This window comes from Desulforegula conservatrix Mb1Pa, from assembly GCF_000426225.1.
Lineage (GTDB): Bacteria > Desulfobacterota > Desulfobacteria > Desulfobacterales > Desulforegulaceae > Desulforegula > Desulforegula conservatrix.
In genome coordinates this window covers 1-25,811 of record NZ_AUEY01000056.1, presented here as the reverse complement: position 1 = coordinate 25,811, position 25,811 = coordinate 1, and the positions used below count along the sequence as shown (strand labels likewise).

The 25,811-nt window shown below is 40.5% G+C and carries 25 protein-coding genes and 2 pseudogenes; 7 read left to right on the top strand and 20 right to left on the bottom strand.

Going from position 1 to position 25,811, the window contains the following annotated elements:
- From K245_RS24940 to K245_RS0116150, 4 genes are all read right to left on the bottom strand, one after another.
- On the bottom strand, window positions 1-692 hold a 692-nt coding region (locus tag K245_RS24940), incomplete at its 3' end, for a hypothetical protein (protein WP_035277439.1).
- 11 nt (window positions 693-703) lie between these two features.
- Window positions 704-883 carry a DUF7706 family protein gene (locus K245_RS0116160; protein ID WP_027360069.1) on the bottom strand — a complete coding sequence of 60 codons (180 nt, stop codon included), beginning with the start codon at window positions 881-883 and terminating at the stop codon, window positions 704-706.
- 67 nt (window positions 884-950) lie between these two features.
- The gene (locus tag K245_RS0116155; RefSeq protein WP_035277438.1) at window positions 951-1,238 is read right to left on the bottom strand and encodes an antitoxin; all 288 of its coding nucleotides are present in this window, start codon (window positions 1,236-1,238) and stop codon (window positions 951-953) included.
- Window positions 1,238-1,426 carry a hypothetical protein gene (locus tag K245_RS0116150; RefSeq protein WP_232223842.1) on the bottom strand — a complete coding sequence of 63 codons (189 nt, stop codon included), beginning with the start codon at window positions 1,424-1,426 and terminating at the stop codon, window positions 1,238-1,240. Before K245_RS0116150 ends, K245_RS0116155 begins: the two co-directional genes overlap by 1 nt.
- A 620-nt stretch (window positions 1,427-2,046) precedes the next feature.
- Between K245_RS0116150 and K245_RS28085 the strand changes: the two genes are divergently transcribed.
- The 4 genes and pseudogenes from K245_RS28085 to K245_RS0116125 all read left to right on the top strand — a co-directional run bounded on the left by K245_RS28085 (window position 2,047) and on the right by K245_RS0116125 (window position 7,143).
- On the top strand, window positions 2,047-2,211 hold the full coding sequence (locus K245_RS28085; RefSeq protein ID WP_198013907.1) for a hypothetical protein: 165 nt from the start codon (window positions 2,047-2,049) through the stop codon (window positions 2,209-2,211).
- Window positions 2,212-2,326: 115 nt separating this feature from the next.
- Window positions 2,327-3,477 (top strand): annotated as a pseudogene (locus tag K245_RS27780) (IS3 family transposase); the annotation flags it as partial.
- Between the two features lie 319 nt (window positions 3,478-3,796).
- Window positions 3,797-6,082, top strand: coding sequence for a hypothetical protein (locus K245_RS0116130; protein WP_027360064.1), 2,286 nt, complete (start codon window positions 3,797-3,799; stop codon window positions 6,080-6,082).
- Between the two features lie 134 nt (window positions 6,083-6,216).
- Window positions 6,217-7,143, top strand: coding sequence for a radical SAM protein (locus K245_RS0116125; protein ID WP_027360063.1), 927 nt, complete (start codon window positions 6,217-6,219; stop codon window positions 7,141-7,143).
- A gap of 67 nt (window positions 7,144-7,210) precedes the next feature.
- On the opposite strand, the pseudogene K245_RS28585 reads toward K245_RS0116125, so the two are convergent.
- The 10 genes and pseudogenes from K245_RS28585 to K245_RS0116070 form a co-directional block, all read right to left on the bottom strand.
- Window positions 7,211-7,405, bottom strand: a pseudogene (locus K245_RS28585) (Tn3 family transposase); the annotation flags it as partial.
- A 92-nt stretch (window positions 7,406-7,497) separates the two neighbouring features.
- Window positions 7,498-7,614 carry an ATP-binding protein gene (locus K245_RS28335; RefSeq protein WP_408605764.1) on the bottom strand — a complete coding sequence of 39 codons (117 nt, stop codon included), beginning with the start codon at window positions 7,612-7,614 and terminating at the stop codon, window positions 7,498-7,500.
- A 360-nt stretch (window positions 7,615-7,974) separates the two neighbouring features.
- Window positions 7,975-8,589 carry a recombinase family protein gene (locus K245_RS0116115; protein WP_027360061.1) on the bottom strand — a complete coding sequence of 205 codons (615 nt, stop codon included), beginning with the start codon at window positions 8,587-8,589 and terminating at the stop codon, window positions 7,975-7,977.
- Window positions 8,590-8,853: 264 nt separating this feature from the next.
- On the bottom strand, window positions 8,854-9,429 hold the full coding sequence (locus K245_RS28080; RefSeq protein ID WP_035277437.1) for a hypothetical protein: 576 nt from the start codon (window positions 9,427-9,429) through the stop codon (window positions 8,854-8,856).
- Window positions 9,414-9,905 (bottom strand): GNAT family N-acetyltransferase, encoded by a 492-nt coding sequence (locus K245_RS0116105; RefSeq protein WP_027360059.1) that lies wholly within the window; start codon window positions 9,903-9,905, stop codon window positions 9,414-9,416. The genes K245_RS28080 and K245_RS0116105 overlap by 16 nt, the downstream gene beginning before the upstream one ends.
- Window positions 9,902-10,942: a hypothetical protein gene (locus K245_RS0116100; RefSeq protein WP_027360058.1), complete on the bottom strand. Its 1,041-nt coding sequence runs from the start codon at window positions 10,940-10,942 to the stop codon at window positions 9,902-9,904. Before K245_RS0116100 ends, K245_RS0116105 begins: the two co-directional genes overlap by 4 nt.
- Window positions 10,943-12,097 (bottom strand): cyclophane-forming radical SAM/SPASM peptide maturase YhhB, encoded by a 1,155-nt coding sequence (gene yhhB, locus K245_RS24925; protein ID WP_051284237.1) that lies wholly within the window; start codon window positions 12,095-12,097, stop codon window positions 10,943-10,945.
- 387 nt (window positions 12,098-12,484) lie between these two features.
- Window positions 12,485-13,039 (bottom strand): recombinase family protein, encoded by a 555-nt coding sequence (locus tag K245_RS0116085; RefSeq protein WP_027360057.1) that lies wholly within the window; start codon window positions 13,037-13,039, stop codon window positions 12,485-12,487.
- Window positions 13,040-13,425: 386 nt separating this feature from the next.
- Window positions 13,426-14,100, bottom strand: a complete 675-nt coding sequence (locus K245_RS24920; RefSeq protein WP_051284235.1) for an ATP-binding protein — start codon at window positions 14,098-14,100, stop codon at window positions 13,426-13,428.
- A 64-nt stretch (window positions 14,101-14,164) separates the two neighbouring features.
- Window positions 14,165-14,455 carry a hypothetical protein gene (locus tag K245_RS0116070; protein WP_156906822.1) on the bottom strand — a complete coding sequence of 97 codons (291 nt, stop codon included), beginning with the start codon at window positions 14,453-14,455 and terminating at the stop codon, window positions 14,165-14,167.
- Between the two features lie 219 nt (window positions 14,456-14,674).
- Between K245_RS0116070 and tnpA the strand changes: the two genes are divergently transcribed.
- Genes tnpA through tnpC form a run of 3 tightly spaced genes read left to right on the top strand, consistent with a single transcriptional unit; the run spans window position 14,675 to window position 17,003 of the window.
- Window positions 14,675-14,986, top strand: coding sequence for an IS66 family insertion sequence element accessory protein TnpA (gene tnpA, locus K245_RS0116065; protein WP_027360055.1), 312 nt, complete (start codon window positions 14,675-14,677; stop codon window positions 14,984-14,986).
- Entirely contained in the window at window positions 14,983-15,336 is a 354-nt protein-coding gene (gene tnpB, locus K245_RS0116060; protein WP_027360054.1) for an IS66 family insertion sequence element accessory protein TnpB, read from the top strand. The genes tnpA and tnpB overlap by 4 nt, the downstream gene beginning before the upstream one ends.
- Before the next feature lie 44 nt (window positions 15,337-15,380).
- Window positions 15,381-17,003, top strand: a complete 1,623-nt coding sequence (tnpC, locus tag K245_RS0116055) for an IS66 family transposase (RefSeq protein WP_027360053.1) — start codon at window positions 15,381-15,383, stop codon at window positions 17,001-17,003.
- Between the two features lie 183 nt (window positions 17,004-17,186).
- Here tnpC and K245_RS0116050 read toward each other — a convergent pair whose 3' ends face one another.
- The 6 genes from K245_RS0116050 to K245_RS28075 form a co-directional block, all read right to left on the bottom strand.
- On the bottom strand, window positions 17,187-18,293 hold the full coding sequence (locus K245_RS0116050; protein WP_027360052.1) for a hypothetical protein: 1,107 nt from the start codon (window positions 18,291-18,293) through the stop codon (window positions 17,187-17,189).
- 40 nt (window positions 18,294-18,333) lie between these two features.
- Complete coding sequence (locus tag K245_RS0116045) at window positions 18,334-21,417, bottom strand: type I restriction endonuclease subunit R (protein WP_027360051.1); 3,084 nt, start codon at window positions 21,415-21,417, stop codon at window positions 18,334-18,336.
- On the bottom strand, window positions 21,414-22,388 hold the full coding sequence (locus K245_RS0116040) for a Fic family protein (protein ID WP_027360050.1): 975 nt from the start codon (window positions 22,386-22,388) through the stop codon (window positions 21,414-21,416). The genes K245_RS0116045 and K245_RS0116040 overlap by 4 nt, the downstream gene beginning before the upstream one ends.
- Window positions 22,385-23,707: a restriction endonuclease subunit S gene (locus tag K245_RS24915; RefSeq protein ID WP_051284233.1), complete on the bottom strand. Its 1,323-nt coding sequence runs from the start codon at window positions 23,705-23,707 to the stop codon at window positions 22,385-22,387. The genes K245_RS0116040 and K245_RS24915 overlap by 4 nt, the downstream gene beginning before the upstream one ends.
- Window positions 23,697-25,253: a class I SAM-dependent DNA methyltransferase gene (locus K245_RS0116030; RefSeq protein WP_027360049.1), complete on the bottom strand. Its 1,557-nt coding sequence runs from the start codon at window positions 25,251-25,253 to the stop codon at window positions 23,697-23,699. Before K245_RS0116030 ends, K245_RS24915 begins: the two co-directional genes overlap by 11 nt.
- 293 nt (window positions 25,254-25,546) lie before the next feature.
- Window positions 25,547-25,811, bottom strand: a 265-nt coding sequence (locus tag K245_RS28075) for a hypothetical protein (RefSeq protein WP_027360048.1), incomplete at its 5' end; no start/stop codon positions are given.

Below are 25,811 nucleotides of genomic sequence, written 5' to 3'. Positions count from 1 at the left end.
ATTATGGGAACTGTAAAGCCTTTTCCTTCCTGGTCAGTTTTGGATCTTCTTATTATAAAGGAGTATCCTTCATTATTTGTGGAGTCTGATCTGGTTAGATCCTCAAAACATGCTGAAGAGACTTCAGAACGTCTCCTTCCCCCGCTGGCAAAGGCAAAAAGCAGAACAGCCCTGTCCCTTATTCCAAAAATGCTGTCATCACAGGTTTTTATCATGGTTTCGAGTATGTCCAGGGTAGCGGCTTTTTTCTTTGTTGTTCTGAATCCATTGTTAACCGCTGCCCTTCTCGCCTTGGAAAGAAGAAATCGAACTTCTCCGGACTTGCATGGATTTGTAAGACCACGCATTTCGTGTGCTGAAGATATGGATGCTATTCTTCTTGTTATTGTGCTTATGGAATGCGGCCCTGATTTGGCCTTTATGCCTGATTCCATGAGAACTGATTCTACTTCGGGATCGAGGCCCATGAGATGATCAGTTATGAATTTTATTATGTCAGGCTCCTGAAAAGGCATGACAGCGTCAGCATCTGTAACGGCCCTTGACCATTCCTTGAAATAAAGGAGATCTTTCCTATAGGCTTTTCTTGTATTTTCTGGAGTGCCGTCCTCGAATATGGTTTTTACACGGCTTGAGACGTGTTCCGGAAGAGCCGGGACTTGATCTGTATTTTCTGAGGAAAAATATTCCAAAAGACGTTTCTTTATCTTGGAGAAAAGCCATATTCGGCCAGGGCTTTCCTTATTTTTTCTCCGGCATCCTGCATCAAATAGGCCTCGTCCGTTGTCTGGGCCTTGGCCTGATAATCACTCAGGCCCATTCTTTTCAGAAATTCAGAAAAGATCTCTGCCTCTTGTTCTGTCATATCCAGGGTTATTATCATTTTATCCCCTATGTTTTGGAGTTACTGACCAAATTTTGAGTAGGCCTTGATCCGAACAATCAAATTTCTAATGTAAGGAACCATCTAAATATTTATGAACGATGCTTGAAATAAGGGTCTGGTATGGAATGCCCTCTTTGATAGCTCTGATCTGGATCTGGTGATAATCTTTCTGACTTAGACGAAGATTAATGCGTTTATCTTTTTTCAAGGTATTGCCAACAGCCTCAATTGCCTTTTGTTTCTCCTGATTCAAATCATCAACAGGCCGCCATTCTTCACGTTCGATGGATTCCATTAATTCTTTTTCTTCTGAATCAAGAGGTTCGAATGATTTTTTATCAAATTTTTTCATTATTCCCCCTTTAAGCCGTACTGTTTTGTGTATTTGCGGCTTGGAAAAGCTGTTTTAAGAAAAATCTCGTTTTCTGTTTCAACAAAAGGCACAATTACAGCATAGCCTTCCATTTCGAGGATATATATTTTTTGATTCGGGTGTCCGGGATTTTCTTCAACAGCGAGTATTTTTCCTGCTTCGATCAAATATGCAATTTCTTCAAAACAGATGCCGCGCTCAGCAGTTAAAATTTTATTTTTTTCAGGACACCAGTGTAAATATTTCATATAAAAAAATATGACAATGTCTGCCTTTTGTCAACCGTGATATAAAAAACATTGCGTCCGATAAGGTAACATTATTGGACTTAATAACGGCAGCCAGGACGATTTTTTTATCAAAGCCTTTGAACTCTTCATTGGGTTAATGCTAACGTCTGTTCTCTGTCCAGGCGAAGAAATATTTTTTGCTGAAAATGTCAATTTAGATTCAAAGACCCAAGCCCAGAGTTGTCAATTAAAGCAAAAAAACATTCTATACTGACAGTTTTCAGCCGTTTTAAACTGTAAATTTAGCGTACGCTCTTAACGTACAGTTTGACACAGAGGCAGCTTCTGTGAAAAATCCTTTGGTACCCCGTGGACGCGGAATATTCCAACAATTTTCGTTTGACAATAACTTGGCGGCTGTTATATTATTTTTCGATTTGCAAAGTATCATCAGAAAAACCACCTAACGGTTTTCTTCAGTGCACAAAGTTCCAAAACCTAACATTTATCAATCATATTAAAAATTTTTCTTAATTGTTGAAATAAAGGAGGGGAACATGAAATCATCATCATCTGCGAATACAATTTCAAAGAAAATTATCGAAATAAAAGAGCCACAAAATAAAATCGTTGACCGCTTAAAAGCCCAGATGATCAGCGCTTCGGCACAACACCCGGGTGAAGCTTATAGTCGGATGCATAGCAGGCACAATAGATCCTAACGACACACTATTTATATTTAGTTTAAAAGCGGTATGTTTTTTTATGAAACATATAGTGGACTCAAGTTTTAAGACAGTAGTTTAAGCTGTGCGCAACCAAAAGGAAAGAGAAGCGATGAGTGAATCAAAGAAGAGAAAAGCGCACAGCCCCTGAGTTCAAGGCTAAAGTTGGATTGGAGGCGTTGAGAGGGTTAAAAACGATCAACGAGATAGGGCAGGAGTATGGAGTCCATCCAATAACGGTGGGTCAGTGGAAGAAGGAAATCCAGGAGCAAGCCCAAACGCTATTCGAAGGCAAGCGAGGCCCCAAGGCGATTATTGCGTATCGGGAGCCGGATCTGCTGTACAGTGAAATTGGAAAGTTGAAAGTGGAACTCGACTGGCTAAAAAAAAGTCAGGGATCAACCAGTCATGATATGGCAAGGGTGGATTGACAAAGGGGATAGGAATCGGTGGTTGATCAATGCGTTCTGGCAGGGGTATCTCGCGCCACAATTTATGCCTGAAAAGCCGGGGCGGGTTGTTGAAAGCGACCTGTTGGTCAGAGGCTTGATTGACAAGCAATACACGCTGCGTCCGTTTTATGGCAGCCGCAAAATGGTTGTTTTTCTCAAGACGGCAGGCCATACCGTAAATCGAAAGCGTTTACAACGATTGATGCGTGAAATGGGGCTGGCGGGGATGGCACTAAGCCCAAACACCAGCCGTCCTCACTCTTTTTACAAGATTTATCCATACCTGCTGCTCGGTGTTTCTGTGGTCAGACCCAAATAGGTATGGAGTACGGATATCACCTATATCCGTCTGGCGCATGGCTTTGCATATCTTGTTGCGATAATCGACTGGTATTCACGCCGGGTGCTCAGCTGGCGAATCAGTAATAGCATGGAAGCGGTGTTTTGTGTTGATTACCTGGAAGAAGCATTGAGAAACCATGGCAAGCCGGAAATATTCAACAGCGATCAAGGCGCACAGTTTACAAACGAAGTATTCACAGGTGTGTTGATACAGAAAGACATCGTCATCAGCATGGACGGTCGAGGTCGGGCATTCGATAATATCTTCGTAGAGCGGCTCTGGCGAAGCGTCAAGCATGAAGATGTGTATATGAAAGGCTACTCCACAATGAGTGAATTAACGGGCGGTTTGTCAGAATACTTCACCTTCTACAATGGCGAGCGTCCTCACCAGTCGCTGGCCCAGAAGACACCGGATTTGGTATACCGAACTGCAATAGGTGGAGGGGCCTTGATCGTGGATAAATACCCTCTTGTGGCGATGGTGGTGGATTCCCCTGTGGAGCGTAGCGGAACAGGGGAATCCACCACAGAAACAAAATCAGAAGCAACTAAAAAGCCAAAATCGGGACAGCGCCTTTCTGCTGTAAATGAATTCGAATGTGCAGCTTAAATTATGTGTTTTTTTGTCTTGGCTCAGGGGTCCACTTTAACACACCGCTTTTTTTATTTACACTCCCCCTCTTTCTAAAGCAGTTATTGGGCTTGGGGAGTTAGATAATACAATATGGGCAAGCTCTTATTGCGATATAAGTCACCTTATTGAACGATGATAATTGTTTTTAATAATGAAGATTAAAAAAAATAGTCTCATTTCTAATGAATATTTCCGTGATTGGTTTGAACTTTATTTTTTAGTTATGGATGAAATTGTTAGTGCGCCCATTAAATTTAATACTTTTTTGCACGCATATTCAAATTTAACTAATCTGCATTTATCTGAATTAACACGTCTTCAAAGGCAAACTTCTCCCATTGATTTTGATGCTGAATATTACCGAGCCACTGGCGCAAAATTTAATGACTTTTTCGTTACATCCCTACTGAAAAAGGCATTAATAAAAAATAAAGGTTTCTCTGATAATGCCATATTGGTCGATAATACTTCTTTTATCGGAATGCTTTCATATGCCTCGGTTTTGAAGGAGTTTAAAATTAAGATCGACCATGGCGATTTATTGTCAATCTTTGAGTATCTGCAAATATTATTAAAATGCCCGGTAGATGATTTGCATAACAGTATTACGCAGGATAAGTATATCAAACCTCTCGTCGTTATTTGCAGTAACGATGATTTAGAGAAAAAGGCGCTCTCTGTATTAATATCCTTTGCTGAAAACATGCCAAATGCCAAATTTTCAGTCGAAAAATTAGCAGCCAAAAATCTCCTCTTCATAGGGTCTTTTCATAAAATAGACGCCTTTTGTGTCTTAAAGATATCGTTTGGGAATAAGTTGTTTTTTGATGAAGTCTGTGGTGTAACAGGCTACAGACCTAATGTTTCTGTACTAAAAGAAAGAATAACTCTTGACGACATTCACTCTTACCTATCTTTACCTAATGACCCAGACCACAAAAGTTACGGTTTCTCCCAGCTAAAGAACCATAGCAAACCTCCCGTGGAAAGTTTTTTTATGGCATTAGAGCGATTTAAATCGCTAATTCTAACAGGTTATTTTGAAAAACTTGATTCAGTATCTCGATATGTTTCTGATATGTTTATGGGCTTGATATTGGATCAATCAGATATGTTAAAGGAATTCAGTGAGGATATCTTTATTTACCATATGAAGGAAGTGATTTCGATTATAAACGGATTCCCCGAAGACAATCATGACTTTGCACATAAACTAATCAGTCTCGAATATTTAAATAATTGCTTAATTCAAATACTCCTTTACATGAGGCCATACAAGAATCCTTTGGAACAGTTAATGGTGATGCTAACCAAAAAGTACGAAGGAAGTTTTTCCGATAATAGTTACTCTTTGTATTATATGCCAAACGGGATGAGGGGGCTATGCGCATGTTTAGAGGCAGCTATAGATCACTACAAAACACTACGTATCGGATATTTTAATGATCTGTATTATGAAACACAGCAGATGGTTAGAGCGTTTTCGGATAGCAAACAATTAGTTAACTTGACAAAGGGTAAGTATCCTACAGTTTTGCCTAATGTCCTTTTTTATGATTTTAAGCCCAATAATGCCAGAGTTTCAGAGATTGAGACATTACGTCTGGTTGATTTGTTGGATTACTGCGATCCTGTAAATTCTACAATAGTTTTGGATGTTACACTTAGCTATATATCAGAGCCTGAATTAACTGATTTTATCAAATTGTGTTCTTCCAGAATAGTTAATGGATCGATAAATCTAATTATTTTACAGAGTTTAAGTAAGTATTTTCAGTGTGGCATGGATAAGTTTTTGGGAGCATATATATTAAATCTATATTCGGGGAATAATTATTCTCTTTTTAGAAGAAAATTGGCGAAATATTCTGATAGCGGATTAATCTCAGATTCTTCACTTCAATATTTTTGCCATATTTTTAAGTATTCTCATGACCATCACTATCAATACATTAGGGATATTCAAGATAATGGTCAATTCTTGTATTCTCGGATTGGTCCGGAAAATATATATCCTGATGCAGTGTTATCAGAGAATGTAATTTCGATATCAAAACTGCACGATAGCCATTTATATTTAGGATTAAGCACAAACGATTTTGCACAAAAATATTTTCCGACTAAGAGAGTGGAATTCAACACCTTAATTTTTGAATATCTGAATAAGAAGTTTTGTTCCAGAAATCTTCAAATTGCCGTGAGGAATAGCCTTGGTTTCGCATCTTGTGTAATAAACAATGTTCATACGGCTATAAGATTTGTCGTAGGGCTTGAATCGAAAGAATTGATGGAAGAATATGCAAATATTATAAATGACATTTGTTGTGAATTAAATATTATTAAGACCGGATTAGTTAATCTGAAACAATCAGAAAAGACTTTAACATCGGATAACAAATATCAATATTTTGAATTAGAGGTATTGAAATTGGCGTAGAGATTTCTATTTTCCCGATAAATTGACAATAACCAAAATAATTACTTAATGGCTCAGTTCTAAATTTTCATGAAGGTGTGAATTCATATTCTTGAAAATATTGTTAAAATAAATTCCAAGCGGAAGGTCATAAAATGTCCCAACTTGTTGATTTAAAAGTCGGATTTACCTGCAACAACAACTGTATTCATTGTGTTGTTTCAGATAAGAAACACGAAAGTGATTTGTCCTTTGATGAAATCAAAGCACTTATTGAGAATTATATTTCAGAATATTCACAAATTATTCTTACGTTAACCGGAGGAGAAATTACTTACAGAGAGGACTACGGTAAAATAATGAGGTTTGTAAAAGAAAAAAAAGAAGCAGGATCAATCAAATTCGTGGATCTTCAAACAAATGGCCGCATGCTATCAAATGATAAAGTGTTGGAATCAAGCATTAATGTGGTTGATTTTTATTTGATAGCACTGCATAGCAGTAGTCCTCAAATACACGACTATATTACGTCTTCCCCCTCAAGTTTTTATGAAACGACGCTTGCATTATCCAAGCTGGTAACGAAAGTTGATGTGAATTCTATTGCTATTCAAACAGTTATCAGCAAAGTGAATTACAAAGGATTGACGGAAGTTTATAAATTTGCTCACGAACATTATGGTATTCGGGAATTTAATATTACATTTCCCCATCCTTTGGGGGTAGCATATGACAACGAAATCACACCAACTTATTCTGAAATAAAAAACAGCGTCAATGGGGCATTAAAATACTGCTTAGGTAAAGATATTAGCCCATATTTAGAGGCTCTTCCCTATTGTATTTTTGAAGAGAAGTTGAGGACATATGCGCTTGAAATATATAAGAAAAGAACTCAAGATGTTGTTGGTTTTGGAGGAAAAAAAGATGGACATATAGATTATAAAAAAGCTTTAGAGGATGGTTACTCTAAGTATGACACCTGTAAAAAATGTGAATATGATGATGTTTGCGCAGGTGTATGGAAAGAATATAAGCAGTTATACCCGTTAGAGGACATGCATCAAATGTTTAATCAATAAATATGAATGCATTGAATTTGGGGTACGACAACGATTCCTTCATTTTTGGGCCATAAGGCAACGGAACTCATGCCCAGAGATGATAAATAAGCTCTGGAGGACGCCTGTCCAAATCCAGCTCGTAACGGCCGAATCGATTTATATGCTGTGTCATGTAGGGGCTGAGCGCAGCTATTATGGCGGGATTCAGAGATTGTTCACTTTGATGTAAGTCGTTCAAAATACTGGAGAGGGAGAATACATTATAAAAAATGACACAGTTAGCGACGAGGTGTGATCAACGACAATTATTTTTCCGTGTCAGCGACAGTTATAATTCCCGATCCATTTCCTGCAATTTAGGGCATATTTTCTTCATTTTTTTTCCTCGTTAATTTTCTGTTTTGACTTTTCCAGTCTGTAGCTTGGCAAGTTAAGTTCAAGAATGATGCTATGATGTACAAGTCTGTCAATGGCAGCAGCGGTAGTCATGGGTGATTTTGATAGCCTAAAATTCCCCCAGTAAAAGCAGAAATGCCAGTCGAAAAATCCCCCAGCCAAAGACCTCTGATAATAATAAATCGTGATATAAGAAGGCATGATTATTTTAGTTACCGGAGGTGTGGAGGAATGCTGAAAATGGGAAACTATGAACATATACGTAGGTTGTCGAGGGTGTATGGGAAATCTATCCATGAAATATCAAGGGAGACAGGGTAGGCGTAAGGATTCCTTCGTAAATGCGTAAGATCGCCCGTGAACCCTTATCAAATATACGTTTCAACATCAACGGCATGAACAATATACGAAACAGTATTTACGTACACAAAAGATCATATTTGTTGTGCCCTATCAGTTGTCACCGTCTTTTACACGTTTGCGTTTGACTATTCCCATCACGGTATTTTTGCTCAAATTTAGTTGCCTGCTTATCTGTCGGTAGGATTGTCCAGCTGCCACCAGGCCTAATACTTTCGGCGCTAACTTATCTGACTTTACTCGTTGCCCAAGGCGGCGCCCGAACACCACACCACGGGCCTGTGCTGCTTTAACACCAGATCTAACTCTTTCACGCAACAGATCACGCTCAAATTCTGCTAATCCAGCCATCAACGTTGCTATAAGTTTTCCTTGCGCCGTCGATAGATCAAACTGCAATCCTGTTTGCGCGATCAGACAAACACCCCATGATTGCAGGTCGTTGAATGTTTGAAACACGTCCAATGTTGATCGCCCCCAGCGGGACAGTTCTGTTACTAAAATAACATCGATTTTTCGTGCTTGTGCGAGGTTCAACACACACTTACGTTTCTGGCGATCCGCCTTGCTTCCGGATGCGGTTTCTTTCCATACTCCTGCAATTGTATAGCCAGCTTTTTCAGCAAAGCCAATTAAATCCGTTTCCTGGCGTTTGCAGTCTTGATCATTTGTCGAAACGCGACAATATATTGCGGCAATCTGTCCCAATTGAACCCTCCCTGCAAAACAACCTTGGAACCGGCAATCCGCTGTGGCAGAATGCTGGTCTTTTTATAGATTACTTTAAACGATACACCTATCTTGAAACGTATATTTGATAGGGGTTTAAGGGAGATCTTACGCATTTACGAAGGAATCCTTACGCCTACCCGAAAAGAGCTGGTTACTATATCCGCATAGACTGTGGTCATAGGTTGATGCCTTATGGCCCCAAAATGAAGGAATCGTTGTCGTACCCCAATTTAGCTAACCTCATTTTTTTGTCCAGTATTTCCAATGAGAAAAATGCTTATTGAATTTATAGAACGTAATGATTTGCAATGATTTTTGGGCAATATTTAATGAGGGTTTGCAAACAGGCGAGCAGGGGACGTGAGATATAAGAGAGAAACCTGCACCGTATCCTTTCGGATTAATAAGCTCAAATTCACCTTCAAACGTGTAATTCTTTATTAATTCACCCTCCCATTCATCAATAAATTTTTCACCAATAGTTGATATGTTTTTACAACAACATGTTGGATAACCAAGCAATAGCCCTAATTTATACTCATGAGGTTCATAGGAATCGTCTGTTTTCTGTACCAGATCAGCAGTATCTTTATCTACCGCAACACAAATATATCCCCCTTCATTAGATGAAAAACCAAAATGGTTTTCTGTACACCATGTATTAAGCTCGTGTTTTGTCAAATTTCTATCAATTTTTATTCTTAATGCAGGTTTCAGATTTGCCAAAAGAAGTAGAAAATCAATGTAATTTGACTTATTCAAATCACTAGGCAAAGTTTCAAATTTTTTAATAGGGAAAATTATTTTTTTTGCCATAACATTGACATCTGGCCACTTGTTGATGGAATTTCTTCGAAACCTGCCGCAACTGCCGCCCGAATGGATGCGATATTATCTTTTCTCATTGAAGCATAGATCTTTGAGTAGTTACTTTCTTCACATGCTTTTTTATAGGCTACTTTGCCAATCCCTTTCCCCTGGCTTTTTTGGTTTATAAAGATTTTAATATCGGCTTTCTCTGTATCTTTGTTAAAATTGATAAATATTTTTCCCGCTCTTACGTCTTGATGAAAAATATGCCAGAAAAAACCTCCCAGCATGCCCCCATTTTTCGGAGATCCTTTCCCTTTTATTAGAGTTATAATATCTGGATCAACCCTATCACCTGTTCTTTTTTTCGTTGGAGGTGGGGCAACATAGCGGCGTTTGTTTTTCTTTGGCTTCAAGGACTTTTTTCTTTTTACGCTGCGGACTTTTTTCTTTCCTGATATTTTAGGAGTGGACATGCTCATAACACGTTTTCTTCCTTTAAATTTAGTCGGTTAATCAGATCAGTCACTTTTAGGCCTACAGAATTCAACTCTCTTAGAAGGCAGGTCATGCCTTCTTTCCAATACTCGGATGGATAAAAAGACGGCGACACTCCAATACTAACATGTTTAATTCTGCTAATTACACCAGCTTTAGATATCTTTCGGCAAAAAACTCCCATAGCCTCCTTTTGTTCATCTATACTCAGGTTATGTTTTAGAGGATAATTTACCCAGTCAGTTGATCCATTAAACCTGTTATTGAAATAATCCATATCTATGTGAAGAAATATGTCAGTTTCTGGATTGATATTTTGAATTATTTCTGAGAAATGAGGCGTTTTTAAATAAATATTGTTTTTTCCTCTCTTATTGGCTGGTCCGTCGGTAAAATTTATTGAAATCCTTTTTTGCCTTGGATCCAGTATGGTATCAGGATCGGTGCTTTTATTGATATATCGCGAAGTACTTTCTACTTGTTGCATTAAATGCAACACATCAACATTTTCAATGTAATGAATGAGTGGAGTCATCATACTACCAACCGTTATTGCCCCTGATTGAACAGCATTTTTAACACTTTCAGGATCAGAGAAACTTACGATGTTTCTGGTAAGCATGTCTATACATCTGCCGTTATCCACACTTATTTGGGGGGACATGAGATCTGTATGATCATCAAGATGTATTATCGTGAGATTATCTGGACGGTATCGGGTTTCAGACATAAACTTACTCCACCCGTATGCTATCCAAGACTCTAATAAACAAAAAAAGCTTTGCTGGCCTTCAATATAGAAAGATCCCACATCTTCTTTGTTTATTCCTAATGCTTTCAATCCTTTTTCTACGTTTTCACAATATAAAAAATTGGAACGTTTCAATTCCAAATGATAATGGGTAGGGGTCTCTGATATTCTTATCTCATGATCAGGAAAATAATCAAAAATAACATCCATACTTGATTCTTCGTCTGGAGGCAGCCTCTTTTTATCAATTTCTATTATTTTACTTTGCATTTACTCCTCTTGATAGTTCAGGTTTTCCCTGGCATATTCCCTATCAATTTCAGCACTGATAAGCTTTTTTGCATGGGTAATCAGTGTCATCATTTCTTGGCAATAAATTGTTGGGTTGTCAAAGCCGCTTGATCGTGAATACCTATGAGGTAATGAACCGCCGCCGCAAATGTCTCTCACATCACATGATTTACATTTTATCGGAAGGTTTTTCATATTTAAAAGGTTATTATATTCTTCTACCTTTCTGTGATTTGCCGCTTCTTCAATAGTTGCGTTTTCCAGCGTTATCCCCATTTGTGATGCGCTTTCATAGGCTACTTTTAATATGTCAGTTGTATGATAAGATCCGTCAGCTTCGATAGTTAAGTAACTCAGTTTTCCAAATCCAAAAATATCGGAGGATGTTTCAACCCCTATTAGTCTTTTCAAGATACTTTCAAATGTCTTAAATGATAAGTCCTGATATTTGTCGAACCATAAATCGAAAATTTTTATAAGCCAGTCTTTATAAATATCCGGGGATAAATCACGATATTGAGGGGGACGTTCATAATTAGCATCAGGTAGAAGTAAATCAATATTGCAAAGACTTGTTTCCTTATAAAAGTTTAACAGCTCTTCTGGTTCAGCATATGGATTTATAACACCAATAACTCCCTGAAAAAGGTGTGGATGTTTTTGAAGCTTCTGTATCCCCGAAAAAACATGGCGAAAGGACCCAGCTCCGTTAGCCATTTTTCTGTTTTTGTTGTGGACATGTTCAGGGCCATCAATACTAAGTGATATTCTGATATTTTTCTTATCGCATTCTTTGAGAAAATCGTCTGTCAAGAGTGTTCCATTGGTTTGTAATGAGAACTCGACACACGCCGTATCTTTTAAACGATTAAAAATAATATCTGTATATTTCAAAAGAAGGGACTTCCCTATCAATAAAGGTTCACCTCCATGATATATGATGTAAACATCTTTTATGTTTTTCTCTATTACGTATTCTTTCAACCTGTCAGCAAACAGGCGGATGTTCTTTTTTGACATTACAGGAGGATAGCCTTTCCAAGACTGGTCCTGGTGCTTAAATACATAACAGTAACTACAGTCCAGATTACAGCGGGCAGAGACTCTTAGAAAAAATGTTTGAATGTTTTCCAAAATAAATCCTTTAGCTTTTTAATTGGTTGACCTGAATATGCTTATCGACAATTTATCTACAGCATACAGGGGTTCATTAACCAAAAGAACGGTTTGTCCTGCGCCCCCTCCTAAGCCCTTGCTACATGCGGCCTGCAGAGAAAAAATCTATTTTCATTTACAAGAAATAAATTATTATAAGTTACTGTATTTTAACAAAAAAATTGATATTTTAGTTTTCATGTTTGTAAATTAGCTATGTTGGGCACAGTATAGACCACTTATAGCCACCCGACATTCTTGGCCCACTCGCCACTTTGCTTCTTGTATTGCACAAAATTGGCATGGTCTTCCACCTCACAAGTCAGTTCACCGTTTTCATTCCAGTCCATGACGGTGCCGTTTCAGCTATAAGCCCCGTTCATTCAGCAATTTGTAAACGGTTGATCGCCCAATGCCCATTTGTTTTGCAATATCAGTAGCGCCTATTCCATTCTTATGCAATGCCTGTAATTTTATAGTATCGATAGTGCGTTTACGACCAAACTTCACCCCTTTGGCCTTAGCCTCGATGCGGCCTTCATTGGTGCGCTCAAGGATTCGTTGGCGTTCCGCCTGGGCGACCGCCGATAGAATGGTGACAACCATTTTGCCCATCGTGCCTTCGGTGCTGATGCCGTCATCCAAAAACCGGATGGCAACGCCGATTTGATCAAATTCTTTGATCAAGGCGATCATATCCGCCGTGTCTCGTCCTAAACGGTCAAGCTTCTTGACCAGGATTACGTCGCCTTCTTCGACCTTGACCCGCAAGGAATGCAAGCCGTCCCGGTTGACGTGGCTACCGGATGCTTTGTCGGTGAAAATACGGCTGGCTTTAACCCCCGCTTCCTTTAGTGTCTTGACTTGGCCATCAAGGGATTGTTGGCTGGTGGATACACGGGCATAACCAAAGAGTCGCATCGCTAAAACTGTCTCCTAAATCGATTAATGGACGGGGTGTCTATTAAGTACGTGAAAAACGATTTTATAGACAGTTTATTTCATATGAATTACCCTGTCCACTAACTTATAAATTAGTGGACAGTTAAACACTACTGTCAGAGCTTTACCCATATTATCAGCGGCTTGATCAAATATTGGCCAAAGAAATCCTGAGTTTTTTGCCAGTCGGCTGGCAGCATATAAACTTCAACGGCAAGTATGAATTTTATAATCGAGGGGATGTGCTTAATATTCAAGAAGTTATAAAGAGTCTTGTTGTAAGTTTTGAAATCGATCTTTCCTCGGAAGGCCTCATGTAGCAAGGGCTTAGGAGGGGTCGCAGGACAAACCGTTCTTTTGGTTAATTAACCCCATCTTTGAACTGATTCATGACCATGTGTTAATTCACTAGCTGTTTCGGCTATTCCAACTATCAAAAATTTTAGCCCTGATCCCTCGTCGCTAAGCTGTTTAACTAACTCAGCTACTTTCCACTTTACGTCCTTAACAACTACATCTATTTCATCTAATAGGAATAGAGCATCTAATGATTTAACTTGTTGAGCAACCCAACTTGGAGAGGATGCTCTCTCTTCAAATCCTTTAGAGCTGGTTGTATTAGTAGTTTTAGTATCTATTCCAGCACTTACAACAGGGATATTTAACCCTGCTTTTCCGCCTTCCGCCTTTTGATGTTGAGAAGAAGTAATTTGAATATTAATCCCAACTTCATTAAGCAGAGATTCTACAATAGACACGAAATTATCTTGGCTATCACAACGTTTTTTTATTACTTTCCCTCCAGCCAATCCTTTTAACATATCAGCTGAAACATTGGCTAAAGAGCTTTTACCAACACCACGATCGCCAAATAATACTGAGTGTTGCCCAGGCGTATTAAGTTGCCTAATTATATTAGCAACTTCTTTACTGCGCCCAAAAAATAATTTTTTATCCATTATTGGTTGGTAAGGTGTAAAAACATATCTTACACCAGATTTTATGATCATTTGTTCTTTATCTAAATCAAATAGATCCATAATTTTCTTTGTTCCTTAAAATAAAGAAGGAAAGTTAACGCAAAATGTTTTTTTACATTTATTATTATTTTAATGCCTTATTAATTTTTTCAATCAATGCTTTCCATTGAGCTATTTCATTTTCTAATAAGTTTGAAGCTTCATTATTGCGCGCCCATCTAAGAAAAGCTTTTGCTAACCTAAGTTTTGAAAAATTCGTGATTTCAGAAGAAAATATATCTATAATTGGTCTATTTGGCTGGCTATTTGCCGTATTGGATATATCCCAACCCAATTCAGATTGAGCTACTTTTAAAAGTGTTTCCCGAAGTAAGTCTTCAATTTCAGGCCTATTTACAGATCTATATTTAAACAAACGACACAAAAGTCCCACAGACGATTGCGTATTTTTAAGTCCATAAGGCTTTTGACCATTTTATGGACTCCCAAAGTTACACTGTTTTAGGGCCTGCCAAATTGAAAAGTTTCGTGGTGACGGCAAATGAATATACGCCGTAAGCATCCAGCCAACCCCATCTATTCAAGATAAAAGAAGTATGCCAGATTGTTTTCAAGAATTTGAAAAGGATTTGTCATGTCGAAATGTGAAGATAAAAAGAATCTGGCTGAATACTGGGGAAAAGAGATATCTGAATGGAAGGCGAGCAGTCTGACTGTAGTTGAGTACTGCCGCAGAAAGAATATTGGCAGGCATCAGTTTTTTTATTGGAAGAGAAAGCTATCCAGAAAATCCGGATCTGTAGAGTTCATTGAGGTGCCAAGATTAAGGCCTTCCCCGGTCTTGACTCCGATTTCGTTGAAAACAGGATGTTTCACGGTGGAAATAAAATCAGGCTTTAATCCCGCAGATCTTAAACAGGTTTTAAGGGTTCTGGCAGAGCTATGATCGCGCATCTTGAATCAACAAGAGTGTGGCTCGCGGCAGGATCCACGGACATGCGCAAATCCATAAACGGGCTTGGCCTGCTTGTTGAGGGCGCAATGAACCTCAATCCTTTTTCCGGGAATCTTTTTGTATTCTGCAACAGAGGCAAAAATATAATCAAGATTTTTTACTGGCACAGGAACGGGTTTTGTCTCTGGCAGAAGAGGCTGGAACGCCAGAGGTTCAAATGGCCCGAGAGAAAAGAAGACGTGAAAGAAATCGATTTTCGGGAGCTTTTATGGCTTCTTGATGGTCTTGAGATTTCAGCTCTCAAACCGCATAAAACCTTGAATTTTTCCTCACTTTTATAAAGAAAAAAGTAACAATAAATATATTTTTATACTATAAAAATAGCATGAAAACAGGAATTAAAAGCCTTCACGACAATGCTTCAATAATCAGGGAATCGCTTAAGTCTGCGGTATCTTCTCCCGAAGTTTTTGATGATAAATGTCAGCCTGTAATTGACTATATAGAAGAACTTGAGGGCAAGATCCGCATTCTCCAGAAACAGGTGTTTTCGAGTAAAACAGAAAAAAGACCTGCTCCTGAAAATGATCCTCAGATGCTTCTTTTTAATGAAGCAGAAACAGAATCTCCCGAAGAACAGGCTCCTGAAGAAGTCAAGGAAGAAACCATCGAAGTTCCTGCCCATAAAAGGGTGAAGCCTAAAAGAAAGCCTCTTCCAGAATCGCTCGAGCGCGTAGAAGTTGTTCATGACATCGCCGAATCCGAAAAAGTCTGCGGATGCGGCACCTGCCTTGAAAAAATTGGAGAGGAAACTTCCGAAAAACTTGACATAATACCAGCTAAAATAAGGGTGATTCGCCACATCAGGCCCAAGTACGCTTGCAAAAAATGTGAAGGAACAGAATCCGAAGGCCCAACCGTAAAAATCGCGCCTGTTCCTGACCAGATCATCCCCAAGGGAATCCCATCAGCAGGACTTCTCGCATGGATAGTGGTTTCCAAATTCTGCGACAGCCTTCCGCTTTATCGTCAGGTTAAACTGTTCGAAAGAATCGGAGTCACGATTTCAATATCCACAATGGCTTCGTGGATGATCCAGGTTGCGGAAAAATGCGGCCCAATGATCGATCTTCTGAGAATGGAGATTCTTTCAGGCCCATGCATAAATATCGACGAGACAACGCTCCAGGTTTTGAAAGAACAGGACAGGGCAGACGAAACCAAATCGTATATGTGGGTTTTCAGGGGCGGCCCGCCAGAAAAGCCTTCTGTTATTTTTCAATATTCCAGGACAAGATCAGGCTCTGTTGCCAAGGATTTTGTTGAAGGGTACAAAGGCTATTGCCAGACCGATGGCTACGCTGGTTACGACTGCCTTGAGAAAGATTCGGAAATAAAACTTCTGGGCTGTTTCAGTCATGCAAGACGTAAATTCATAGATGTCATTGACGCTCGCGGCAAGAAGGACAAGGGAAAGACCGGCAGCGCTGAACAGGCTCTTGGATATATCCAGAAACTTTACAGGATAGAGCGTTCCGCAGCTGACAGAAAACTTTCTCCTTATGAAATTTTTGAATTGCGCCAGAACGAGGCAAAGCCTGTTCTTGATGAATTCAAGTCATGGATGGATAAAAGGGTTGTTCAGGTGCCGCCATCGAGTCTGCTTGGCAAGGCTCTGAAATATACGCTTTCAAACTGGGAAAGGCTTATCCGTTATATTAAAGACGGAAATCTCAAACCTGACAACAACGCAGCTGAAAACGCAATCAGGCCTTTTGTCGTAGGCAGAAAAAACTGGTTGTTCGCTGGGCATCCCAACGGAGCACATGCTTCATCTGTTCTTTACAGCCTGGTCGAATCAGCAAAATCAGCGGGCCTTGAGCCATATGCATATCTGAGATTTCTTTTTGAAAAAATACCGCTCGCTCAGACTGAAGATGATTATCAAAAACTGTTGCCCCAAAGTATCACAACGGAATATCTGTCTGTTTTCATCAGTAAACTGTAGTTGGCTGGATGCTTACAAATCGACCCATAAAATCCTATGGGACTTTTGTGCCGTTTGTTTAAATTCTCCCTAAATTAACGCCAAGCATGAGGGGTTGGGGGAAAGTGACGCAACCGAATGGTGCGCCGCTTTTCCCAGTCCCTATCAATGCTTTTGTTCAGTTATTATAGTTTTAAAATCCAGTTATATATCCATATTATCTATTCTATCCTGAAGGTAATTTCTTCTTTCAATTTCTTCTTTAAAAGAATCCATCGATTCCATATGTAATTTCAATTTATCCACAGCAGTTTTTTCAATGTGGATTGGCAAGCCAGATTCAGCATAAATAAAACCAAACTTAGTATTTTCATGATTTTTTAGTAAGGAGATACCATTTTCAATAGCTTCTATTAGTTTAAGTTGCTCTTTTTCATCATACATCAATATTTTTGAAATATGTGGGACTTCCAAAGTTTCATAATTGGAAGGGATGAGCCCAAAACCATCCATCTGAAAAAAAAAGGTAGGACTTGCATGAACAGGAATATTTCGGTAGTAAGTTCTTAGATCTATTAATGTTTTATAAAGGGCTTCTATTTTTTTATCTTCAGAAGGTGATATAAAAAATTTAAATCTATCAGACCACTCCATTTTTCTAAACTCATTAAAATTTTTGTTCTTTCTGTTATTGAGAGAAAAACATGAATCAAAAATTAGTTCAGTTAAAGAAAAAAAGAAAATAATTGCTGATATTAAATTATATTCTATTTTCTTACCTTTCAGAACAGCTTGATTGAGTATATCAGAAAGTATTTTTTCAGGTTTTTTATGTTTCTTACCAGAAGATTTTCCTTTAGCTTTTAATGTCTTTCTTGAATTATCTAAAAAGTAACTATAAAAAGCTTTGATTCTCCAAAACTGATTATATATTGATATATTATCATTACGAAATTCATCTTCTGCTATTTTTTGAATATCTTTGTTAAGAATTTTTGCTGCGGCAATAAGTTTCTTTTCTATTTCTTTTGATTCTTTTTCACTATCATCAGGGCCAAAAAGTCTCCATTTATATCGTTTCCAATCAGAAATAATCCATTTTTTGTTTTTATAGTAAATGCAAACTTCCCAATCGGATTTGTCTCCACAAGAATATAATTCTTTACCCAACCAACATTGTAGTGCCATTTTAACCATATAAGACGGAGGGCTTACAGATTGAATATAAGAGCATAGTTCTTCTGTTTTGTCCCATTCCGAAATTTCTACAGAATAAAAAATACGTTCAATTTTATCTTTACTTAATTTCATACATTTGAAACACATATACCGAAAAATATAATATTAAGCGTTATAGAACCCACTCAGCACTCAGAGTCTCAGCTTGCTCCAATACCAATTTTATAGCCTCTTCCTGCTTTGACGGCGGATATTTGTATTTCCTCAGAATGCGTTTAACCATCAGCCTCAGACTTGCCCGCACGCTGTCACGCACAGACCAGTCAACGCTGATATTTTTGCGTAAATTTTCAGCCAGCTCATGGGCTATTTTCTTCAAAACCTCATCACCCATCTCAAGCACTGCTTCCTCATTGTTTGCCAAGGCATCATAAAAGGCCAGTTCATCAGCATTCAGGCCGAGTTCTTCGCCGCGGCCAACAGCCTCCTGAAACTTTTTAGCCATTGCAATGAGTTCTTCCATCACCTGGGCTGTTTCTATGGCTCTGTTCTGATATCGAAGGATTACATTTGCAAGAAGCTCTGAAAATTTGGCCTGTTGTACGACATTGGTTGCAAAGCGAGTTTTTATCTCGCCTTCAAGAAGTCTTTCCAGAAGCTCCACAGCCAGATTGCGTTCCGGAAGGTTGCGTACTTCATTCAAAAAATCATCATCCAGAATACCGATATTCGGCTTATCCAGACCCACGGCATCGAAAATATCCACAACGTCTTCAGATACCAGAGCTGATCCTATGATCTGCCGTATAGCCATTTCACGCTCTTCGTCTGCTCTTTTCTTGCTGCTGATTTCCTTTTTGGTCAGAAGAACCTTCACGGCCTGGAAAAAAGCCACTTCTTCACGCACGGCCTTGGCTTCATCAAGAGTACAGCAAAGCGTAAAAGCCTTGGACATTGCAAGAGCAGTATCGCCAAACCGTTTTTTTCCGTCTTTAAGTCCCAGCACATGATTGGCAGTTTTAGCCAGAAGGCTGTGACCGCTAGTTAGAAAATCGCTGTAATCGAAATCGTGGAGCATGGAACGCAGCACATCGAGTTTTTCTTCCAACACAGCAAATGCTTCATGGGCATCGACTGTCGGACGACCGCGCCCGGAGCTTGCTGTATATTCTTTGAGAGCCTGTTTCAGATCATTTGCAATTCCGATGTAATCGACAACAAGTCCCCCCTGCTTGTCCCGAAATACTCGATTGACGCGGGCTATGGCCTGCATCAGATTATGGCCCTTCATTGGTTTGTCCACATACATGGTATGAACGCATGGCGCGTCAAAGCCGGTCAGCCACATGTCACGGACTATTACAAGACGCATCGGATCGTCAGGAGCCTTGAACCGTTTTTCGAGGCGCTTCTTTATCTGTTTGGAATATATATGCGGTCTCAGCAAAGGCTTGTCACTTGCAGAACCCGTCATTATCACTTTGATCATGCCCTTTTCAGGGTCTTCATCGTGCCATTCAGGACGCAGGGCAATAATAGCATCATAAAGATGGACGCATATATCACGGCTCATGGCGACTATCATTGCCTTGCCGGTTTGGGCCTTATTACGTTCATCAAAATGTTCGACAAGATCAGCCGCAACCTGTTTGATACGCGGATCAGCACCGACTACTTTTTCAAGGGCCGCCCATTTGCTTTTAAGCTTGGCTTGCTGATCGTCTTCCTCATCTTCAGCCAGTTCGTCCACTTCTTCGTCGATGTCCGGCAACATATCCGCATTCAGCCCCAGCTTGGCAAGGCGGGACTCGAAATATATGGCCACAGTCGCGCCGTCGTCCTTTGCCTGCTGCATGTCATAAATATGGATATAATCGCCGAATACTGCCCGCGTGTCCCTATCTTCAGATGATACAGGCGTTCCGGTAAAAGCAACAAAAGTCGCATTGGGCAGAGCGTCCCGCAGATGCTGGGCATATCCCACCTGATACCCTTTGGCATCACCCTTGAATTTGGCTTCAAAGCCGTATTGGGTGCGGTGAGCTTCGTCAGCTATTACAACGATATTGTGTCTGTCCGAAAGTACAGGGAAGCTGTCTTCATCTTCGCCTGGCATGAATTTCTGAATGGTTGCAAAAACAATTCCGCCTGATGGCCTGTTGGAAAGCTTGGCTCTTAAGTCCTGCCTTGTTTCACCTTGAACCGGCTGCTCACGGAGAAGGTCTTGAGACAGAGAAAAAACTCCGAATAATTGCCCGTCCAGATCGTTTCTGTCTGTAATGACAACAATGGTCGGGTTTTCCATTGCTTCTTCGCGCATTACCCGTGCAGCAAAGCATGTCATGGTGATGCTTTTTCCAGACCCCTGGGTATGCCAGACAACTCCGCCTTTCTGGCTTCCTCCGGGCCTTGATGCAGACACAACCTGTCCGATTGCAGAACGCACGGCATGAAACTGATGATAGCCCGCAATTTTTTTAACAAGAGTTCCGTCATCTTCAAACAGAACAAAGAAGCGCAGAAAATCCAGAAAACAGTCAGGAGCCAGAATTCCGCGTACAAGGGTTTCCAGTCCGTTGAACTGTCCGAGCGGATCAAGGGAAATTCCGTCAATGGTGCGCCAGGCCATGAATCTCTCAATATTTGCGGAAAGAGATCCCATGAGTGCATCAGTTCCGTCAGAGATTACCAGTATTTCGTTATACTGGAACACATCAGGAATCTGTTCTTTATAGGTCTGTATCTGGTCGTATGCTTTCCGGAGATCCGCGTTCTGATCAGCAGGATTTTTCAGCTCAAGCAGAACAAGGGGCAGTCCATTAACAAAAAGAATGATATCAGGCCTGCGTGTATGTTTTGCCCCCTTTATGGAAAACTGGTTCACAGCAAGCCATTCGTTGGCCTTTACATCTGAAAAGTCCATCAGCCGGACAAAATCACCCCGTGTCTCGCCGTCTTTTTGATATTCGACAGGAACGCCATTAACCAGCATATTATGGAAGGCCCGATTTGCGGCAAGTAAAACCGGAGTATCCAAATTAAGGATTTTCTGCAATGCGTCTTCACGGGCCACAAGGGGAACAAGAGGATTAAGGCGGCTGATAGCGTCCCGCAAACGGCTTACAAGAAGCACCTGGGAATAATTGCCGCGTTCAGGTTCTGAGCCATCCGGCGCAATGTCCAGTCCGTAGCGATGGCTATACCCGATACTTTTAAGCCATTCCAGGGCTTCCTGTTCGAGCTGGTCTTCTGTCATTTGATAACCTCCCAATGGCCGCCCTTGGCTGGGCCTATACGACGCAAACGGCCTTCATCCTGCAATTTTTTAAGATTACGTTCTATAGACCGCGCTGTGACCCCGACTTTTTCTGCAAGTTCCGGAATGGTCATGGAGCTGTTCAGGGAAAGTTCCCCTAAAATTTTATCAGATGTTTTCACCGACGTTTTCACCGACTCTTTTACCGACGTTTTGGAAAGTGCTTCTGTCATGGCATCGTGCAAAGCCTGAAGCATGAATTCTATGAAAGGTGTTGAATCGGCCAGTCTGTCTGCTTCTGCCAGAGCCTGATAATATTCTTCCTGTCTGCTTCTGACAACTGTCTCAACCGGAAGATAAGCAAGCATGGGCTTCCACTGGCTGAGTATCAGCGTCTGCCATAAACGCCCCATGCGTCCGTTGCCGTCTGAAAAAGGATGGATAAACTCGAATTCATAATGGAATACGCAACTGGCAATAAGTGGATGAACAGGCGCAGATTCAAGCCAGACAAGAAGATCGGACATTAGCGCAGATACCCGGCTTGGAGGCGGAGCCATGTGAACCAGCTTCTTGTCATTATAAATACCGACTCCGCCTGTGCGGAAAGAGCCAGCTTCATCAACCAGCCCTGTCATCAGGAATCCATGAGCTTTCAGAAGATCCCCCAAGGAATGCGGTTGCCAGCTTGTCAACTGCTCATAGGCAGTAAAGGCGTTGCGGACTTCCTGAATTTCACGGGGCAGACCAAGAACATGCCTACCTTCAAGCACCGCCGTCACCTGCTCAATACTCAGGGTATTATTTTCGATTGCCAGAGATGCCTGAATGGTGCGGATTCGGTTATTACGGCGCAACTGCGGGGACAGGGAACTGTCATCAGACAGAGACCATCTGGTCAGAAGCTCGACAATATCTGCTACCCGCTGAAGTATCTGAGGAGTTATGGAATATGGGGGCTGATAACTCATGAAACCGCCTCTTCGACCATGGATTCTGCGTCTGGAAGGCGTAGTTGGCCGGATATTAAACGAGGAAGCAGAGTGTCGCGGAGTTGGGTGAGGGTTTTTGATTGTTTTTGATTGGCAATCCAACCTTGAAATATGACAGATATATATTCATTAAATATGCTCATTAATTCATTGTTATCGGGAATTACTAAGCAAACTGATTCAATACCGTTTGTACTTATATTGGGTTGAGCACTACCAGATGCCGCATTAACGACTTGTTCAAAAATAAATTTGTTTTGGAATGCTACAAATATAAACCAGCTATTATTAAAGCCTTGTAAATTAGAATCAAATTTAGCAACTCGCTGGTTCAAATAAGGAACTTGATCTTCTGTTGTTACAATAACACCAGTTTTTCCAATTGTTGCACCAGTCATGGCAATAACAATATCTCCATCTTTCAAACCGAACTTTTGGGTTTTATTTGCTATTTCATCTGCAATAAATTGAGCATCCAGTAAATCAACAGTTCCATCTCCGACAATATTTTTGATTTTAACGACTGGAGACCCTGCATCACAAAACACCTCACTTTTATATGCGAAACCTCCTTTGACACATGAAATGTCGCCCAGCGTTCCAACTTTCCACCCCTTCGGAATCAACCCAAGTTCCGATTCCTCGAAGCTGTCGGGAAAGAGCGCGGCTGTGTCTGCGTCCATGCCTTCAGGTTCTCGGCCTTCCTGTTTGGCTCGCACCGGGTCGAAATCCACAAACCACGATTTAAAAATGGCCTGTGCTATGGCTTCGAGGGTTTTGTTGGTTTCGCGCAATAGGGTGATGCGATCATCTAATGTATTAAAAAAACTGGCTATCCTTATTTGTTCATCTATTGCTGGAATGTTTACTGTATAATTTTTTAAAATATCTGTCTTGAGGTTTGTAAAAACAGAGCCATTACCTTGCGAAACAAGATTTGTGCGTTCCACCAACAAAAGCCAATATGCAAAATTTTTATCCAGTTGTTTAAAATTCCGAAGAATCATCCATCCATCATGAATACAAGCATTGATTTTCATAAACTTAGGCAATCCAGGAGTGGCGCTATTTGATAAAATCAGCTCCCCTGGAAAAACTTCAACACTTGCCTTAACTCCACTCAGTTTAATTCGCTCTTTACTTGTCCTAATAAATCTAGAGTCTTCTGCCGTAGCATCAGCAATTTTGATCCATGGCATTCCCTCATCGCCAAGGTAATCATGTATTGGTCTTGGTGAAGCTCCTCTTTTTATGTCACATAATTCTTGGAATTGATAACTTCTCCAATCAGAACTCATACCCCAGCCCTCCAAGCTTCTGCCTGATAAGTATGTCTATTTCCGCACCCTTTGCCATCTGCTCACCAAGTTTTTCTGTCAGCTTCTGCATCTTTTCCGCAAAGGCTTCGTCGTCGTCCTCTACAGCTTCAGCACCGACATAACGCCCTGGTGTCAGTACATGGCCGTGTTCTGCAATTTCGGCAAGCGAAACACTCCGGCAGAAACCAGCTACATCAGCATATTCAGTGTCTGCTTCTTCATCACCGCGCCATGCTTGCACAGTGTCTGCAATTTTCTTGATGTCATCGTCTGTGAATTCAATCTGAACACGGCTTATCATGGTTCCGAGCTTGCGGGCATCTATGAAAAGAACTTCACCCGGCCTTCTGGTCTTTTGCTTTACGAGGAACCAAAGGCAGGCCGGAATCTGGGTGTTGAAGAATAACTGACCAGGCAGGGCAACCATTATTTCCACCTTGTCGTCTTCAACCATGGCCCTTCTTATGTCGCCTTCTGAATTCTGGCTTGAAGACATGGAGCCGTTGGCAAGGACAATGCCTGCACGCCCATTAGATTTCAGGTGGTGAAGCATATGCTGGAGCCATGCGTAGTTGGCGTTGCCCTGGGGCGGTGTTCCATAAAGCCAGCGAGGATCTCCCTCAAGGCTGGCGTGCCACCAGTCGGATATATTAAAAGGAGGATTTGCGAGAACAAAATCAGCCCTTAGATCAGGATGCTGGTTGCGTACAAAGGTGTCGCCAGGCTCTTTTCCAAGATTGAAGTCAATTCCGCGAATGGCAAGGTTCATGGCAGCCAGTCGCCATGTGGTCGGGTTGGATTCCTGACCGTATATGGAGACATCGCCTATTTTTCCGCCATGGGCTTCTATGAATCTTTCGGACTGAACAAACATACCACCTGAACCGCAGCAAGGATCATAAACCTGTCCCTGATGAGGAGCGAGTATTGCGACAAGTGTTTTAACTATGCTTGCTGGTGTGTAGAATTGTCCTCCCCGCTTGCCTTCTGCACTGGCAAACTGACCGAGGAAATATTCATATACCTGTCCGAGCAGATCGCGGGAACTCTGGCCTGTAACTCCAAAACCTATGGTTGAGACCATATCCACAAGTTCACCCAGCTTGCCGTCTGGAAGCTGAACGCGGGCATAACGTTTGTCGAGAATGCCTTTAAGCTTGGGGTTTTCGGTTTCTATCAGGGAGAGAGCATCGTCTATACGCTTTCCTATGTCGGCCTGCTTTGCCTGCGCCCGCAGACTTTCCCATCTGGCCGCTTCAGGAACCCAGAAAACATTGACTTCCTTGTAATAGTCGCGGTCTTCCAGTTCTTCTGCCAGCATTTCAGCGTCTGAGTCAGGAATAAAATAGTCGTCGTTTTCATCGGTAAAACGTTTTGTCAGCTCGTCTCTTCTGGTCTGGAAAGTATCTGAAATGTATTTTACAAAAATAAGGCCAAGTACGATGTGCTTATATTCGGCAGCGTCCATATTGGCTCTCAGCTTGTCGGCTGTGGCCCAGAGTGTCTTCTTAATGTCCTCGATCATGTTTTCCTGTTCAGTGTCAAAAATAACTGATGAAATCTTATTTAAAAAGGATGCGGGCTTTTCTTTAAAAGAAAAAGACGTTAGCATTATTCATGCAAATAATTCAAAGGCTTTAACAAAAAATCATGTGGACTTGTACTCTTTATGTCCATCTTGATACAGATGATAGATTCATTTTTCATCGCTGTGGATAGAGTACAGGCTTTTTTTCATGAAGATTTTTAATAGCAGTTTGAGTTGCTTCTCCAAAAATATTTTTCCTTTTCCATGCGACTTTCTTTTTAAATAAATGATTATTCTTCAGCCTTTTTTAAAGGCTTTAATCCAAAAAGCTCCCGGTCATTATCCCTTACTAAAAAAGAATCAAGCAGTTTAGCAAGAGCTTCTTGATTCTCTATATATTTATTAATCAAATATGATCCTGCCAGAATCTTTCGTCTTGTATCTATTTTCTTTGCCTGGTTTCTTTCCATAGCTTCAAGCTTTGTTACTTTTGCCTTTAGCTGATGTATCTGTTCCTGTCTTGAAACTGCCTTGCGTTTTTTATTTTTATTTTCC